The 17,139-nt window shown below is 62.2% G+C and carries 14 protein-coding genes; 7 read left to right on the top strand and 7 right to left on the bottom strand.

Annotated features, from left to right (window positions below; genetic code table 11):
• Nucleotide 1: 1 nt before the first annotated feature.
• From K6142_RS08450 to K6142_RS08430, 5 genes are all read left to right on the top strand, one after another.
• The gene (locus K6142_RS08450; RefSeq protein ID WP_190245597.1) at nt 2-391 is read left to right on the top strand and encodes a response regulator; all 390 of its coding nucleotides are present in this window, start codon (nt 2-4) and stop codon (nt 389-391) included.
• Nucleotides 392-439: 48 nt separating this feature from the next.
• Nucleotides 440-1,198: a sensor histidine kinase gene (locus tag K6142_RS08445; RefSeq protein ID WP_223380809.1), complete on the top strand. Its 759-nt coding sequence runs from the start codon at nt 440-442 to the stop codon at nt 1,196-1,198.
• Between the two features lie 125 nt (nt 1,199-1,323).
• Nucleotides 1,324-1,614: a hypothetical protein gene (locus K6142_RS08440; protein ID WP_012612891.1), complete on the top strand. Its 291-nt coding sequence runs from the start codon at nt 1,324-1,326 to the stop codon at nt 1,612-1,614.
• 87 nt (nt 1,615-1,701) lie between these two features.
• On the top strand, nt 1,702-2,157 hold the full coding sequence (locus K6142_RS08435) for a response regulator (RefSeq protein ID WP_012612892.1): 456 nt from the start codon (nt 1,702-1,704) through the stop codon (nt 2,155-2,157).
• A gap of 98 nt (nt 2,158-2,255) precedes the next feature.
• Nucleotides 2,256-3,482 carry a sensor histidine kinase gene (locus K6142_RS08430; protein WP_223290479.1) on the top strand — a complete coding sequence of 409 codons (1,227 nt, stop codon included), beginning with the start codon at nt 2,256-2,258 and terminating at the stop codon, nt 3,480-3,482.
• A 112-nt stretch (nt 3,483-3,594) separates the two neighbouring features.
• Here K6142_RS08430 and K6142_RS08425 read toward each other — a convergent pair whose 3' ends face one another.
• A complete protein-coding gene (locus tag K6142_RS08425) occupies nt 3,595-4,233 on the bottom strand; it encodes a DUF3313 domain-containing protein (RefSeq protein WP_223290480.1) in 639 nt (212 codons plus the stop codon).
• A 594-nt stretch (nt 4,234-4,827) separates the two neighbouring features.
• Nucleotides 4,828-6,831 carry an acetate--CoA ligase gene (gene acs / locus K6142_RS08420; RefSeq protein ID WP_190245989.1) on the bottom strand — a complete coding sequence of 668 codons (2,004 nt, stop codon included), beginning with the start codon at nt 6,829-6,831 and terminating at the stop codon, nt 4,828-4,830.
• 443 nt (nt 6,832-7,274) lie between these two features.
• On the opposite strand from acs, the gene K6142_RS08415 reads away from it, so the two are divergent.
• On the top strand, nt 7,275-9,956 hold the full coding sequence (locus tag K6142_RS08415) for a bifunctional acetate--CoA ligase family protein/GNAT family N-acetyltransferase (protein ID WP_190244360.1): 2,682 nt from the start codon (nt 7,275-7,277) through the stop codon (nt 9,954-9,956).
• Nucleotides 9,957-10,053: 97 nt separating this feature from the next.
• Here K6142_RS08415 and K6142_RS08410 read toward each other — a convergent pair whose 3' ends face one another.
• The 3 genes from K6142_RS08410 to K6142_RS08400 are packed head-to-tail and all read right to left on the bottom strand — an operon-like array spanning nt 10,054 to nt 13,155.
• Nucleotides 10,054-11,199: a hypothetical protein gene (locus K6142_RS08410; RefSeq protein ID WP_190244354.1), complete on the bottom strand. Its 1,146-nt coding sequence runs from the start codon at nt 11,197-11,199 to the stop codon at nt 10,054-10,056.
• 1 nt (nt 11,200) lies between these two features.
• Nucleotides 11,201-12,139, bottom strand: coding sequence for a hypothetical protein (locus K6142_RS08405; protein WP_190244353.1), 939 nt, complete (start codon nt 12,137-12,139; stop codon nt 11,201-11,203).
• Complete coding sequence (locus K6142_RS08400) at nt 12,139-13,155, bottom strand: nucleoid-associated protein (protein ID WP_190244352.1); 1,017 nt, start codon at nt 13,153-13,155, stop codon at nt 12,139-12,141. Before K6142_RS08400 ends, K6142_RS08405 begins: the two co-directional genes overlap by 1 nt.
• A gap of 219 nt (nt 13,156-13,374) precedes the next feature.
• Between K6142_RS08400 and brnA the strand changes: the two genes are divergently transcribed.
• On the top strand, nt 13,375-13,617 hold the full coding sequence (gene brnA, locus K6142_RS08395; protein WP_190244351.1) for a type II toxin-antitoxin system BrnA family antitoxin: 243 nt from the start codon (nt 13,375-13,377) through the stop codon (nt 13,615-13,617).
• A gap of 335 nt (nt 13,618-13,952) precedes the next feature.
• On the opposite strand, the gene K6142_RS08390 is transcribed toward brnA, so the two are convergent.
• Together K6142_RS08390 and K6142_RS08385 are read right to left on the bottom strand one after the other, a co-directional pair.
• Nucleotides 13,953-15,635, bottom strand: a complete 1,683-nt coding sequence (locus K6142_RS08390; RefSeq protein WP_190244350.1) for an aldehyde dehydrogenase family protein — start codon at nt 15,633-15,635, stop codon at nt 13,953-13,955.
• A 627-nt stretch (nt 15,636-16,262) separates the two neighbouring features.
• Entirely contained in the window at nt 16,263-17,126 is an 864-nt protein-coding gene (locus K6142_RS08385; protein WP_190244349.1) for a glycosyltransferase, read from the bottom strand.
• Nucleotides 17,127-17,139: the final 13 nt, after the last annotated feature.

The following is a 17,139-nucleotide window of genomic DNA, read 5'->3' as shown; positions in this document are numbered from 1 at the left end:
CATGCAGGAACTGAAGGTTCTGCTCGTGGATGACGAAGAGGAATTCGTCACGACCCTGGCCGAACGGCTGTCGCTGCGCGGCATGGCCACGCGCATCGCCACCGATGGCGAGCAGGCCCTGCGCGCCGTGGAGGCTGACCCGCCCCACGTGGTGGTGCTGGACCTGATGATGCCCGGCATCAAGGGCACCGAGGCCCTGCGCCGCATCAAGGCCGGGCACCCCGGCGTGCAGGTCATCCTGCTGACCGGGCACGGCAGCGCGCGCGACGGCATCGAGGGCATGAAGCTGGGCGCCTTCGACTACCTGATGAAGCCCCTGCGGCTGGAAGACCTGCTGGAAAAGCTGCACGAGGCGGGACGGCTGGCGCAGGCCGCCCAGGGCAACAGCTAGCCCCGGATGCACGCACTCCGGCACAACGTATCGCACAGGAAACACGGCATGGCACACGACGACACCATCCACATGGCCGTCCCCGCCGCCACGGCGGGGGATGACGCCGCCCACGAATGCGTGGGCCGCCTTGCCGCATCGGCCACGCACGAATTGCAGAACGCCTTGGCGGTGATCCGCGAATCCGCCGGGCTGATGCAGGACCTCGTGTCCCTGTGCGGCGAAGGGCTGCCCCACCGCGACCGGCTGTGCACCATGCTTTCGCTGATTCAGGAACAGGTGGCGCGCGGGGGAGACCTGGCATGGAACCTGAACCGCCTGGCCCACGCCTGGGAAGAGGACGGCGAGGGCCCCCGCGACCTTGGCGCGGTGCTGGAGGAATTCGTGGCCCTGGCCCGGCGCGGCTGCGCCATGCGCGGGGTGGAACTTTCGCAAGGGGATGGCCCGGCGGTGCGCGTGAACGCCCCCGGCCTGCCCCTGCGCGCCAGCCTGTTGCGCGCCGTGCGCTGCTGCCTGGGCGAGGGATTGCCCGGCGGCCCGGCAGACGACATGGCGGGCGAGGCCGCCCGGAGTTCCCGGCCCGCCACCGGCGGGGCGCTGGTGCTGCGCGCGGCCCTGCACGACGGTGTGCCCGGCGTGGAGATGGACTTCACCCCGCCCGGAACGCGGGCCGCTTCCGGCGCGACGGAGCTTTCCACGACCAGTGCCGACACAGCACGATGCATGCAGGCCTGCGGGGCAGAGGTGCGACAGGCTGAAGCCGCGCATTTGCGCTTTTTTCTGCCCTGCCCCAACTGCACCGCATGATGCGGCGCCATATTTTCCGCTTTCGCGTTGCAACGGTTTCAGCTACGATATAGCCAACTGCTCTCCTGAAACACTTGTCTCACGCGGCGGCAACATTCTGCCGCCACGGCACAACGGAGGAACGTATGGCAACACTTCGTGAAACGCTGGAACGCTGCTTCGCGGCCGTGGCCTTCGCCGATGCGGCGGACCACGACGAGGCCATGCGCATGGCGGGCGTAACCCCCGCTGCCGCATGCGCCGGGCGGCTTGAGGATGTCTTCGCGGCCGTGGCCTTCGCCGAGGCCGACTGCCACGACGTGGCCCTGGAGATGATGGGATGCGTGCGCCCCGCGCGCCGGGTCATCCACAACAGCTTCCTGGACAACGTGGGCCTTGGCGACGTGGCCGTGTGCTACGGCGTCGTGCCCATCTAGAACACAGCTAGTGCCCCGTGCGGCGGCTTCGCCACCGCCGCGCGGGTTTGCGGACCGAGTTTCACCCGAACCCGAAGGAGAGCAGTCATGAAGGGTATCAAGGTATTGCTGGTGGACGACGAGGAAAATTTCGTCCGCACGCTGGCCGAACGCATGTCCATGCGCGACGCCGGGGCCACCGTTGCCCTGAACGGTGAAGAAGCCCTGCAGATGGTGTCCGCCGGCGAGGTGCCCGACGTCATGGTCCTTGACCTGCGCATGCCCGGCATCGATGGCATGGAAGTGCTGCGCCGCGTCAAGAAGGCCTACCCGCAGGTGCAGGTCATCGTGCTGACCGGCCACGGCACCGAAAAGGACGAGGAAGAAGCCCGCCGCCTGGGCGCCTTCGAGTACCACAAGAAGCCCGTGGACATCGACATCCTGGTGCGCGACATCCGCCGCGCCTTCCGCGAAAAGGTCGAGGACGCCATGGTGGCCGCCACCTTTGCGCAGGCCGGCGACTTCGACAACGCCCGCAAGATCCTGGACGAAGACAAGAAGTAGCGGCGGGCCGCACCCGCCCGGGGTCTCCGGGGGGTCTCCGGGGGCCGGGGCATCCGCAGGGATGCCCGGGGCGGATTCCGGATATATCCGAGGGAAGCATGATGCGCGCCCTGCTCGTGGATGACGAGACGGCCTTCGCCGAACTGCTGGCCGAACGATTGCGTGCGCGCGGCATTGCCGTGCGCACCGCCTATGACGCCGAATCCGCCCTGGCGTTGCTGGACGCCGGGGAAGAATTCGACGTGGCCGTGCTGGACGTGTGCCTGCCCGGCGCCAGCGGCATAGACCTGTTGCGGCGCATGAAGGCCCGCCTGCCGCTGGTCGAGGCGCTGATGCTGACCGGCTCGTCGGACGTGCGCAGCGCCGTTGAGGGCATGCGCCACGGGGCGTTCAACTACCTGCTGAAGCCCGCCGACATCGACGATCTGGTGCGCGAACTGCGCGCCGCCCACGAACGCAAGCTGCGCCAGGAAGAAAACGCCCGCATGATCGAGGCGGGCAAGCTGGCCTCCATCGGGCGGCTGGCCGAAGGCGTGGCGCACGAGATCAACAACCCCGTGAACATCATGACCAACGCGGCGGGCTGGATAGAGGACCTGCTGGACGAGCCGGACCTTGCATCCAGCCCGCACGCGGCGGAAATGCGCCGTTCCGTGGTCAAGATCAAGGCCCAGAGCCGCCGCGTGCGCGAGATAACCCGCAAGCTGCTGTTCTTCGGCAAGGGGCTGGACCCGCGCCCCGGCCCGGTGCGCATGGCCGACCTGCTGGGCGAGGCCCTGCGCCTGCTGGCCGACCGCGCCGCCGACCTGGGGGTGGCGGTGCGGCTGGACGTGCCGCCGGACACGCCCCTGCTGGTGGCCCCACCCGTGGAACTGCGCCAGGTGTTCGTGCACGTGGCGGAAAACGCGCTGGACGCGGTGGAATACGCCCAGCCCCCGTTGGCGCAGCGCGAGCTTGCCGTTACCGTGCGGGTGGAGTTTCCGCTTTCCGCAAGTTCCGCCCCCCCGGAAAGCGCCGCGTCCGCGTCTCCCTCATCTGGCCCGTCCCCCTCTTCCCCTCCATCGGGCGGCGAGATGTGCATCGCCTTTCACGACACGGGCCACGGCATCGCGTCCGAAGTGCTGCCCCACGTGTTCGAGCCGTTCTTTTCCACCCGGCCCGTTGGGCGCGGCATGGGCCTTGGCCTGTCCGTGGCCGTGGGCGTCATCACCGCCCTTGGCGGGTTCATCGACATCGACAGCCAGCCCGGCGACACCACGGTGACCCTGCGCCTGCCCCTGCCGGAAACTCCGGCGGAGGCGGCCCCGCCCACCTGTCAGGGCTAGGTCGGCCACCTGTTCCCGCCCCCACCCGCCTTCCGCCACATCGCCAAAAAAGAACCAGCCACGAGGCAACGCCGCGTGGCTGGTGGTGTTTCAGGCCGCAATCCGGCAAACGCTATCTTCCGTGCAGGCGGTTCCACCCGCGCACCAGCGACGCGGCGCTGGCCTCCACCCCGCTGCGCGCGGCGTCCCAGCGGCCAAAGGCCCGCAACGGGTCCAGCCCGGTGACGGAGCAGCGCTCCACATAGCTCAGCAGCCGCGCCCCGGTTTCCGCGTCGGTCAGTTCGCCGCCGATGGTGATGTTGCCCATCAGCGCCGCCCGGCCCGAATCGTCCAGCCGCGAAAGGTCGATACGCCCGAAGGGGGTGTCGTAGGCGGCATCGCTGGGCACCACCTCGGTGGCCTGCATGCCGAAGATCATCAGCCGCAGCCGGGCCACGCCGGGGCCGGGCGTGTCGGTCACCTCCCACCCGCCGCGCCGCAGCGCATCCACGAAAATATCATGCGTCATGAAGACCATGGCCGCCTTTTCGTCCAGGGATGCGCCCCGGAACGTCTCGGGCCGTTCCTCGCGCAGCACCACGTGCTCCACCTGAAACTTCGTGTAGCGGCGCAACAGTTCCGGCTCGCGGGAGTACAGCATGCCGCCGGTGGCGGGGTGCTCCAGCAGCAGGGGGGATTCTGCGGGGGAAACCTGCGCGGCCTTCGCCCCGGCCTCGGCGGACGGCTGCCTGCATGCGCATCCCGTCAGCATCGCCAGCGACAGCAAGAGCAGTGAAAGCCGAATGACCCGGAGCCGGACGGCGCGGCGGGGGCGCAAGCAACGCGCGGAACGGACGGGAGCACGGAGTTGACGCAAGGGGAACACGCGCATGGAAACCTCCTGGGGTGTCGATGGATCTGGTGGCACGGCCAAAGGGGCGCTGCACGGCACTGACGGGTGGATGCTCCGGGCTGGGCACGACAAGACCGGGGCAAGCCGACCGCCGGACCGAAAAATTCCGGAACCATGCGCCAACGTAGCATCCCTTCACGACACGCGGCAACCGGGCTAGTTTTTTTGCCCCACGCTGACGAGCCCGATCGGCACGGCGCGACACGAGACGTGCGGCAACGCCGCCATGCCCCGTCGCCGCAGCCGCCAGAAAAACGTCGGAGGCGGACCGGCATCACCGGTCCGCCTCCTTATGCGGGAAGGGGGGAAGAACATTCAGGGGGCGCGATACTAGCCGCGCCTCCCCGTAGTGGCCGGCCACCCGCGCCGGACATCGCCGCACGTCCGGCGCGGGTGTGGGTGCCGGCGGATGGAACGCCCCGCCGCCAAACGGGGCGCCCCATCTTGCTATGATTAATGTCCGGTCAATTGGACACGGCCTTCGATGAGATCCTGCACCACCCCCGGATCGGCCAGGGTGGAGGTGTCGCCGAAGTCGGAACCCGCGCCGGAGGCGATCTTGCGCAGGATGCGCCGCATGATCTTGCCGCTGCGGGTCTTGGGCAGCCCCTCGGCAAACTGGATGACCTCCGGCGTGGCGATGGGGCCGATTTCCTTGCGCACCCATGTGCGCAGGGCCGCACGCAGTTCCTCGGTTTCCTCGGTGCCCGCCGACAGGGTGACGTAGGCGTAGATGGCCTCGCCCTTGATGGCGTGGGGCATGCCCACCACGGCGGCCTCGGCCACCGCGGGGTGCGACACCAGGGCCGACTCCACTTCCGCCGTGCCCATGCGGTGCCCGGAGACGTTGATCACGTCGTCCAGCCGCCCCATGACCCAGGTGTAGCCGTCCTCGTCGGTGCGGGCGCCGTCGCCCGATTCGTACATGCCGGGGAAGCGTTCGAAGTAGGTGGACTTGTACCGCTCGGGCGATCCGAACACCCCGCGCAGCATGCCGGGCCACGGCTTGCGCACCACCAGGTGGCCGCCCTCGTTGGGGCCGCAGGGGGTGCCGTCGGCCTTCACCACCGCCGCGTCGATGCCGGGCAGCGGCATGGTGGCGGAACCGGGCTTCAGCGTGGTGGCGTACGGCAGCGCGGAAATCATGATGCCACCGGTCTCGGTCTGCCACCAGGTGTCCACGATGGGCAGACGGCTGTGGCCGATGTGCTCGTGGTACCACATCCACGCTTCGGGGTTGATGGGTTCGCCCACCGAACCCAGCACGCGCAGCGACGACAGGTCGTGCTTCTGCGTCCAGTGCGCGCCTTCGCGCATCAGAGCGCGGATGACCGTGGGCGCGGTGTAGAAGATGTTGACCCGGAACTTTTCCACGATGTGCCAGAACCGGTCCGGCCCCGGCCACGAGGGCACGCCCTCGAACATCAGCGTGGTGCCGCCAAGGGCCAGCGGGCCGTACACAATGTAGCTGTGCCCGGTGATCCAGCCGATGTCGGCGGTGCACCAGTACACGTCGTCGTCATGCAGGTCGAACACCCACTGGGTGGTGTGGGCCGCGTAGGCAAGGTAGCCGCCGGTGGTGTGGACCACGCCCTTGGGCTTGCCGGTGGAGCCGCTGGTGTACAGGATGAACAGCATGTCCTCGCTATCCATCTTGGCGCACGGGCACGACGTATCCAGCGTGCGGTCGGCCATGGCCTCGTGCCACCACATGTCGCGGCCTTCGCGCATGGCGCAGTTGCTGTGCGCGCGGTCGACCACCACCACCCGTTCCACGCTGGGGCAGTCCTTCAGCGCCTCGTCCACGTTGACCTTGAGCGGGATGGACCGCCCGGCGCGCAGCACGGCGTCCGCCGTGACCACCACCTTGGCCTCGCAGTCCTGGATGCGGTTCTGCAGGCTGACCGCCGAGAACCCGGCAAAAACTATGGAATGCACCGCCCCGATGCGCGCGCAGGCCAGCATGGCCACGGCCAGTTCGGGAATCATGGGCATGTACAGCGCAACGCGGTCGCCCTTCTGCACGCCCAGGCCCTGCAACACGGAGGCGAAACGGCACACCTCGTCGTAGAGCATCTGGTAGGTCAGCACGCGCACGTCGTCTTCCGGCTCGCCCTGCCAGATGATGGCGGCCTTGTTGCGGCGGCCATTGACCAGGTGGCGGTCCAGGCAGTTGTACGCCACGTTCAGCGTGGCGCCCTTGAACCATTCGATGCGCGGCTCGTTCATGTCCGCGTCCATCACCTTGTCCCACGGGGTGAACCAGTCCAGCAGCTGCCTTGCCCGGTCGCCCCAGAAGCCTTCGGGATCCTTGTCGGCGCGTTCGCGGTGGGCGAGGTACTCGTCCATGCCGTTCACGTGCGGGCGGCGGCGTTCACCGGAAGGCGCGGCGGGCGGAGCGAAAAGGCGCTTTTCGTCCATCATGCTTTCGATCTTGTCGGACTTGTTCTGGCTCATGCCGTTGCCTCCCGTTCTTTTGGCGGTACGCCGGTTTTCCGGCCTTTGCGTGGCGGCCCTGCTTGTGTTGCGGCGGGGCGCGGCTCACAGCCCTTGTCTAGCCGGGCACCGCAAACATGCGAAGACGTGCGCCACCCCCTTTTCGGTGAACGGTCATCCCGCGCCGGTGAAATTGACTTTTTGCCGGTGGACGGAAAGAATGCCCAAAATGGTGCGCCCCATGAACGGCGCAGGACGGCCCGTCACCGGACGGGGACGGCACGCCGGGGCAACAGCAAGCGCCCCGCCCGCGCCATGCCCCGACCGCGCCGACACCGCCGTGGCCGCCGCAACCGCGCACCGCACGACGCCGGGCAACCGCCCGGCGCGCCCGCACCTGCCCGCACGCGGCGGCACGACGGAAGGGGGTTCGCACGGTGGCCACGCAATCGTCCCTGGAACAGATGTTCAAACCCAATTCCGTGGCCGTCATCGGGGCCACGTCCACGCCGGGCGAGCCGGGCTGCGTCATCATGGAAAACCTGATGTCCGGCACCTTTCTGGGGCCGGTGCTGCCGGTGAACGAAACGGGAGAGGCCGTGGCGGGCATGCCCGGCCACACCGCCATCGACACCCTGCCCCTGACGCCGGACCTTGCCATCATCTGTTCCCCGCCCGAAACCATTCCCGGCTACATCGAAGACCTGGGCAAGCGCGGCACCCGCGCCGCCGTAATCATGAGCCGGGGGTTCTTCCGGTTTGACCGAGAACGCCGCGAAGTGCAGAAGGCCGCCCTGTTGCAGGCCGCGCAGCGCTGGGGCGTGCGGGTGCTGGGGCCCAACTGCCTGGGGTTCATCACGCCGTCGGTGGGGGTGAACGCCAGCCTAGCCCCGCGAGAGGCGCTGCCCGGCAAGGTGGCCTTTCTTTCGCAGTCCGATTCGCTGTTCACGTCCGTTCTGGACTGGGCCACGTCCAAGGGCATCGGCTTTTCGCACTTCATCGCCCTGGGCGACCGGTACGACGTGCATTTCAACGACGTGCTGGACTACCTGAACGGCGACGTGAACACCCGCGCCGTGCTGCTGTACATAGAGACCATCGACAGCGCCCGGCGCTTCATGTCCGCCGCGCGCGCGCTGGCCCGCAACAAGCCGGTGCTGGTGATCAAGGCGGGGCGGTCGGAGGCGGCTGCGGCTGCGGCTGCCGCGCATTCCGGCATGCTGCTGGGCGCGGACGAGGTGTACGACGCCGCCTTCCGCCGGGCGGGCATGCTGCGGGTGGCCGACATCGACGCCATGTTCGACACGGTGGAAACGCTGGCCCTTGCCAAACCGCTGAAGGGCGACCGGCTGGCCATCCTGACCAACGGCGGCAGCCCCGGCTTTCTGGCCACCGACGCCCTGTTGCAGGGGCGCGGCAAGCTGGCCGAACTTTCCGACGAGACCTGCCAGGCGCTGGACAACGAACTGGGGCGCGACTGGTCGTACTGGAACCCGCTGATCGTGCGCAGTTCCGCCGACGGGGCCATGTACGCGAAAGCGTTGCAGATACTTCTGGACGACCGGGGCGTTGACGCCGTGCTGGTGATGCACGTGCCCACCTTTTCCATGCCCAGCGACGACGTGGCGGGCGCGGTCATCGAAGTGGCACGCCGCAGCCGCAAGCCGGTGCTGACCAGCTGGCTGGGCATAGACGACGCCGCCGGGGCGCGCCGCAAGTTCGCCGCCGCCGGGGTGCCCAGCCACTTCACCCCGGACAACGCGGTGCGGGCCTTCCTGAACATGGTGGAGTACCGGCGCAACCAGGACACCCTGATGGAAACGCCGCCCTCGCTGCCGGAGGCCTTCAACCCCGACGTGACGGCGGCGCGCATGGTGGTGAACGACGCGCTGGAGGCCAAGCGCATGCTGCTGACCCCGGCAGAGGCCCACGCCGTGCTCACCGCCTATGGCATACCCGTGGCCGAGACGCGCCACGTGAAGACCCCGCGCGAGGCCGTGGCCGCCGCGGCGGAGATAGGCTACCCCGTGGCGCTGAAGGTGGAATCGCCCGACGTGCCGCGCACGTCGCTGGCTGGGGGCGTTGCCCTTAACCTTGCCAGCGACGAAGAGGTGATGGACGCCGCCCTGTCCACCGCCAACAACGTGTGCGACCAGGTGCCCGGCGCGCGCATGGAAGGCTATGCCGTGCAGCGCATGTGCCGGTTGGCCGGGGCGCACGAACTGGCCGTGGAAACCGCCACCGACCCGGTGTTCGGCCCCATCATCCACTTCGGGCAGGGTGGTTCCATGGCAGAGGTGCTGGCCGACCGCCAGACCGCCCTGCCGCCGCTGAACATGGGCCTTGCGCAGGAACTGGTATCGCGCACGCGGGTGTACCGCCTGCTGCGCGGCAGCGGCCACAAGGCCCACGTGAATCTGGACGCCGTGCGCCTGCTGCTGTGCAAGGTGTCGCAGCTGATCATCGACATTCCCGAGATATTCGAGCTGGAGATAGACCCGCTGTTCGTGGATGCCGACGGCGTGGTGGCGCTGGATGCGCACATGCGCATTGCCTGGTCCACCACCACCGGCACGGACCAGCTGGCCATCCGCCCCTACCCGCGCGAGCTGGAGGAATGCGTGGCCCTGCGCGACGGGCGGCACGTGGATCTCTTGCCCATCCGCCCGGAAGACGAGCCGGAGCACTGGGAATTCGTGGAGAGCCTATCGGCGGAGGACAAGCGGTTCCGCTTCTTCGGCAACGTGGCCAAGCTGCCCCGCGCCGAAATGGTGAAGCTGACCCAGATCGACTACGACCGCGAAATGGCCTTCATCGCCAAGGGGCCGGACAACGACGGGGTGGTGCGCACGCTGGGCGTGGTGCGGGCCATGGTCAGCACCGACAACAGCGAGGCGGAATTCGCCGTGGCCGTTCGATCCGACCTGAAGCGGCAGGGCCTGGGCAAGCTGCTGATGCAGAAGATCATCCGTTACTGCAAGGCGCGCGGCACCAAGCGCATTGTGGGCGCTGCCCTTGGCGACAACAAGTCCATGGCCGAACTGGCGCGGTCAGTCGGCTTCATCGTCAGCAAGGACTACGACGAGGATATCTGGCAGCTGGACTTGCCGTTGGAGGATGGGAAGGGGGAAGAAATGGGGATGTAATGACCCGCGAGTCTCCCCTAAAGTAAGATCCAAGAACCGTGCGACAGCACCCGCCACATGAGGCTACTTGGCTCGAAAGCCCAATGTAATACTCTTATTACTCTGCGGGCACACCCCTCTCATCGATCATACTCTTATAGTGCTTATTGATTAGTTCTTTAATAATTATTTCAAGATCGCTATTAATATTCTTCTTTGACTCTGTGTTTACTGCATTGTCATATACAATTTTAACAAATGAATACGCTAATTCTCCCTTTTTATATGCACCCTCTGTGCGTGCTGGAGCACTAAAAGAAAAACAAACGCCACATGACCCTGAATTCGCGCCCAAACTAAAGTCAAACTCTACATCTATTTTTCGCACGTGGTAGTACTGGTAATACATCTCATCTGCAATCAGAAAAATATTATTGAGCCTTTCCCCATCAATTTTTAACCCCTTAACCGCATTTTTCATCCAAGCAATTTGAGGATCCGAAGGAAGTTCCGGCGCTGCTTCATCAAGCACAATATCCATATTATCCACGTTCCCAACTTTTAAACGCGGAGGCATGCCTGATGTCAACCTTTTAAAGAAACGAATCCGCTCTATGTTATCAAAAGAATCAAAATTTATCCCTTGGGGTGTCACCGAACTCGTTGCCCCAGAAGTATTCAATATTTTTGAAACCAATGAAATTATCTTACGATTAATACTTTCCGTTTCTTTTGCAGTATGGTGTGACAAGAACTCCAAAGCAAGCGAATCACCGACTTGCCTTACACAAACGTCCCCGCAAAATTTTATCTCTCTCTCCAACCAGTCTTTGCTATAATCTTTTTTTACAACTACATATTGTATTTTCACTACACTTTTACCTTCAATCACTACATCCGGAGACTCTACAAAATTCAAATTTTCAGATTCTTCAATAAGAATCACATCGTCATCAAAAATATCACCCCGCAATGGAGTACGCCAGTCCACGTCTTTATTTATTAACTGAAGTGTAGATATCTTTGTTTTAAGCTTAGACTCACGCACGACACTTGCTTCGATAAGCCTAGAAAAATTATCTGGTGTTAAAAGCATAGCAGACAGCAACGGCACTGTTACTGACTTGTCGATACTTCCGACAAAAACCCCCTTCTCTTTTAGCGTTGTTTGTACCTCACCATATGAAATGTGATCACTATTAAGAAGGACTCTAAGCTCAGCCCCGGAAAGAATATTTGAATTCAAATCGAATTGATTTTTCATATCAATCTTCACTAGCAGGATTAAGAATGGTTTTATTAAAACAAAACGGGACAATTTCCTCACGCCTATCTGAAAATTTCATTCTCGCAGACTTTACGTCATTTCCATGATATGCAGGATTAAAGTCAGGCATTCCTATTCTTATTCTTGATACAAGGCCATATGAGAAACGCATAGCATACGTTAGCAGCTTCGTATACGCATCCAATGAGAAATGTTGATTTGCATAAAACACAAGTTCAACACGCTCACTATCTTTATATAATACAGGGAGGATATCAGACGCGACAAGCTCAAGTGGTAAAAAAAATCCAGATCTTGGCTCAGTTGCAGTAATAGCTGTGCCCATCTGTGGATAAAAAAACTCCACCTCTTCAGCTTTAAAGCATTCTTTCGCCCCACTAACCGCGTTAGCAAGAAAGTGGGCCCTGGCATTGTCAATTAAGTACACCGGGTACTTCCACTCACAATCTAAACGCACATTCACTAAGTCACGAATAATATTTCTATTCACCTCATCCGGATGGCTACTTACCCAAACTAATAGACCAGAATGTTTCTTGTTTTTCCGAAGCACGTGTGATGAAATCGCAGTTTTAAGCTCTGGACTATACCTAGCGCAATCGATCGTCTCCTGAAGCTCGCTTATGTATTCTTTTAGATGCGTCTTCAGCGTTGCCCCTGACGGGTATTTATTCAGAGTATGCTTAACCGATATATGAACTATTTCACTAGAGTCATCATGAAACGGGTTATGATAAATATAAACCCTATCTTCACCATGGCTCACCTTAGAATTACCATTTTTATTTATATGCAAATCATTGTTGCATGCCACCGAAAAATTATCCAACGTTAACTTCCACCCCAACTGAGCAAGCAAATTTTGCGCAATATCTTCGCCAATCTCGCCAGATTTTTTTGATAACTCCCCTCCCATTATTCACCCTCCTCAACCTTCATATCAATAATTGCGCGAAAACCGCCTACACGCGGCTCAATTGAAACATCTGAAATACTCACCAGATGATCTGAAACAACAATATTAACACCCTTTGCTATGCATATTTTACTAGCCATCTTCCGCACATATGGGAGGAGTGCCCCTGAATCAATCTGTAGCCCATCAGACAAATCAAACCCCACACCTCCGCGCACACCCTCAACAATCCCAGAAATAGCACGCTCACTTACAAAACCTTTGGAAATATCGATAAGTTCACCCAACGACAATGAGTGGTTAGATGAGATTTCATCCTTTATTTTTTTATTCAACGATATCCGTTCTGAGCCATCCTGCACCTTAGCTGCGATAGACTTTAAAATTGTGCCACCAGCTTTTGCACAAGCATCCATCGTTCTCTGTGGCCTTATTTTAAGAAAGGAATCATTCCAGTATTTAGTTTTTTTACTCAAATTATCAATAGCAACTACGCTATTGCCACTTGAAAACACAAGGCACCCTTTCTGTATTTTATTCAATGAAATTCCGTACTTTGTCATCAACTGAATTGTTCCAAATTCATCAACGACATCAAGATAGCTATCCTTGTTCTCCATCTTTAGAATCGCCAATCCATCCATTGCCAACTCACCGAGTCGAATACCCAAAAACAAAATAATTATTAACTCACCTTCTGAAACGTTTGGGTGCGTCGATACACTGTATAAATGCCTCGCAATATTACAAGACTGCTCAAAAAATGACTCATTATCTTTAAAAACATTCGAAGAATACCTATACAATTCATTAAGGCCCAGATCGGATTCATGAAAAAATTCAAAAAAATCTGTTTGTTGCGACAGCGGAAGCAGGTAGTGCTTAAGGAGAAGCTCACAAAGGTCAGCCTGTGCAGCAGATTCCTTCGAAGATAATATGTAGCCTTCTTCTCTTAGCTTGTTACCTACGTGATGAACGACAAACCTTCCAACTCTTGCCGAACTAATGTCAATCACAACATCCCCTTGCCCATGTTATAAAAATGACAATTATCGCTTTTTTTATTGAAAATAGCATCAATTTTAAATGCCGTAAATGCCAATGTTAACATTTATACTCGTACTAACAATTCACACACACTTGGCGGCCTGAATGAGGAATCGGCTATTCGGCTGACACACCTCGCCAACTTGCCTACAGTGCAAAACGGGCGAGAAAAGAGGAGGTGGCACTGTATGTCCAAGCAAATTTCCACTGAAGAATTCGACCGCCGCTTTGACGAAGGCGAGGACATCACCGCCTTTCTGGATACCAGCGCCATCCGCCATCCCAACCGCGAGAAGAAGACTGTCAACGTGGACTTTCCGCTGTGGATGGTGAACGCGCTGGACAAGGAAGCCAAGACCCTTGGCGTATCGCGGCAGGCGCTCATCAAGACGGTGCTCGGCAGGCACTTGCAGGAACGCAAGGGCCAGTAGGTCCGGCTCGATGTCGGGTGACGGGGAGCCATCCGCCGTGTCTCCGCAGCCTCTCCTCCTCACGCTTCCCCTTTCTCCAGAACGCCACAAGGCCCGCCGTATCCGGCGGGCCTTGTGATTTGCTACCCACTCCCCCCCAAAAGGGAGGTCAAGGGGACGGCAGCCGTTTGACGAGCTTGTGAGCCTTACGGAGGCGATCACAACGCACGCGGCTCCCTTGCTTCAGCCGTTGGTGAGCGCGCAGCGCGAACCTTACGGATGAGGACAGCAGAGCTACAGGGGTGCGGGGCAGCGCCCCGCTCTCCCGGATTCGCCCCTCGCAACCGCCCGTCCCGCTACAGAATGAAATCGTTCGACAGGAAGTTCGACCGCCTGTCCCGGATGATGCTCGTCAGAATTTCCTTGTTGGCGTCGGTGCCCTTGGCCGCCACCAGCGTGCGGATGGAGAAGCAGCGCAGCGCATCGCTGACCGAAAGGGTGCCCTCGGCAGAATCCTTGCGGCCGGTAAAGGGAAAGGTGTCCGGCCCGCGCTGGCACTGGCTGTTGATGTTCACCCGGCACACCTGGTTGACCATGGGATCGATCAGCCGGGCCACGTCGTCCGGGTCGTTGCCGAAGATGCTCAGCTGCTGCCCATACTGCGACCCAACCACGTAGCGCACCGGAGTTTCTATGTCCGTGAAGGGGATGACGGGTATCACCGGGCCAAACTGCTCCTCGTGGTACACGCGCATCTGCGGCGTGGCCGGGCAGACCACCGTGGGGTGGTACAGGGTTTCGGCGTGGGAGCCGCCGCCGCTGTTGGCCACCCTGCCGCCATGCGCGGCGGCGTCCTGCACCAGGTCGTCCAGATAGGCGGACTTGCCGGGCACCGGCAGCGGCGTGATGCGCACCCCCTCGTCCCACGGCATGCCGATGCGCAGCTTGCGGATGCCCTCGTCCATGCGGGCCAGAAATTCGTCCAGCCGCTTCTGATGCACGAACAGCATCTTCAGCGCGGTGCAGCGCTGCCCGTTGAACGAAAACGAGCCTTGCAGCGCCTCGGCCACGGTCAGGTCCATGTCCGCGCAGTCCAGCACTATGCCCGCGTTCTTGGCGTCCAGCCCCAGCACGCAGCGCAGCCGGTGCGGGTACGGATGGGCAAGGCGCAGCGCGTCCGCCGCCGTGCTGGACCCGATGAACGCCAGCACGTTGATGCGCCCCGACGCCATGATGGGCTTCACGATGCGCCGGTCGCCGTGCAGGATGTTGACCACCCCGGCGGGAAAGGCGTCGCGGAAGGCTTCCATCAGCGGCGAATACAGCAGCCGCCCCAGGCGCGGCGTTTTCACGATGACCGGGTTGCCCATGATAAGCGCGGGCATCAGCGTGCAGAAGGTTTCGTTCAGCGGGTAGTTGTACGGCCCCATGCACAGCACCGGCCCCAGCGGCGCGCGGCGGATCTGCGCGTAGATGCCTTTCTCTATGACAAAGCGCGACGAGGCGCGGTCCAGATCCTTCAGCGCGTCGATGGTGTCGCGCAGGTACTCCATGGTGCGGTCGAATTCGCCGCTGGCGTCCTGCCACGACTTGCAGATTTCCCACATCATGATGCGCACCACCTCGGTGCGCCGCGCCGCCATGCGCCGGGCAAAATCCTCCACGTGGCGGATGCGCTCTGCCACGCCCATGGTGGGCCATGCGCCCATGCCGTCGGCCCAGGCGCGGTCGGCGGCGTCCACGGCGCGCAGGGCGGCGGCCTCGTCCAGAATGGGACAGCTGCCCAGCAGGCGCGGAGCGAAGCCGCCCGCACCGTCAACTTCCCCGATGGGCGAAAACACCTGCTGCATCTCGCCGGGCCATTCCTCCAGCTTGCCGTCGATGAGGCAGGTGCGCTGCTCTATGGGCGCGAAGGCGTGGGCGGCTTCCGGCAGGGGCTGCCCGGCCACGGGGAAAAGGGCGCGCAGACTTTCGGGGGTATGGGCGTCGGCAGGGCTGGCGGCGGGACCAGAGGCTGTGGCAGACGGCTGGGACGACATGCGAAACTCCTTCATCCGGCGGTGGGCCGGGCTGTGGGATGGCGGCGATAGTTGCAAAGCGGCGCGGGGCTGGTCCAAGCGGGCCGAATCGTGTCCAATCGGGTCCAATCGGTCTGATGCGGAACAATCGAACAGGACCGGACTCGACCGAACAGGACCGCACAGAACCGCACAGAACCGGGCAGGACCGAACTGGACCGGGCGGGGCCGGGCAGGACCGCGACACGGAACCAGCATAGCAGGCTTGCGGCCCGATGACAGCAGGGAAGGCGGGGCGGAGATGATTATGGCCGGGGCGACGAAATGGCCAAACGGGGCGAAAAAGCCAGACACGGCGCACGGGGCACGGCGCGCGGGGCGCAGGGGATGGGGGGATGCGCCCGGCACCGCAGTAATGGGGAGCCGGAGCAGGACAGGCGAAGCGGAAGGCAGACAGGCAAAGCCGAAGGGGGTCGGACAAAACAGAAGGTGGGCGGACGAAACGGAAGGAGGCGGACACACCGCCGCAGGCGACAAGCAGCGCGCGCCGGAAGCAATGAATATCCGGGCGGGATGCGAACCGGACACGGCGCGGGCCGGAAAAAAGCGTCGCGGGTGAGAGATTCGAAAAATCGCCCCACGGCGTCCCTACCCCGCCGCCTCCCACGCGGCGGCCTGCTCGCGTTCTTCCGGCGTCAGCAGTTCCAGCCAGCGGCGCCGGAATTCCATGTAGTGGTTGATGCGCAGGTCCTTCCACAACGCGGGTTTGGTGTCCCACGGCTTGGGGCCGTGAAAGTGCACGATGCGCGCCCGCGTCAGCGCGTCGGCCCGGTAGGGCGGGCAGTTCCACGAAGGGTCCAGCTTGGTCACCCGCTTGCCGAAGAAATAGTTCAGCAGCGACTGGTCCAGATTGCCGATGCGGTGCAGGTTCTGCACGCAGAAGGCCAGAAAGTTGTGGATGTGGTCGTGCCGCCGCAGCCGCTCGAGGTTGAACAGCACCACCCCGCTGCTGAAGGTCCAGATGGGAAAGGGCAGCGGCACCACGTAGCGGCGGCCCCGCCATTCGTAGTCCAGTTGTTCGTGGGCGTGGTGGAAGGGGGCCGTGGCCTCGCGGGCCATGGCCATGTACTGCGGGCGGATGTGCTCTGCCCCGCCGGATGCGGCATCGCCCCCACCGGCTCCCAGAATCGGTTGGTGAAAGTACACGTCGGCGTCGCAGTACAGCACGTACTCGTCGTCGGCCAGTTCCGGCAGCAGGGCCAGCTCCAGCTTCAGAAACGCGCCGATGCAGCGGTGGAACTGCGGCGGGGCGTTGTGCACGCCGATGACCGGGGTGTGCCGGACAAGCTGCACGCCCTCGGCGCGCACCGCGTCCATGACCGCCGGGTTGCTGCCGCCGTACACGCACACGCAGGGGGCCGCATCGCCATGCAGACGCCGCAGCGAACGCACGGCGGCGCGCATCATCAGCAGGTAGCGGGGGTTGTCGTCGATGCAGAAGACGATCTTCATGCGGCAAGGGTCC

Origin of the sequence: Nitratidesulfovibrio sp. SRB-5 (assembly GCF_019931275.1) — a bacterium.
Taxonomy (GTDB): Bacteria; Desulfobacterota; Desulfovibrionia; order Desulfovibrionales; family Desulfovibrionaceae; genus Cupidesulfovibrio.
The sequence above is the reverse complement of the archived record's forward strand: the minus strand, read 5'-3'. Positions and strand labels throughout refer to the sequence as shown.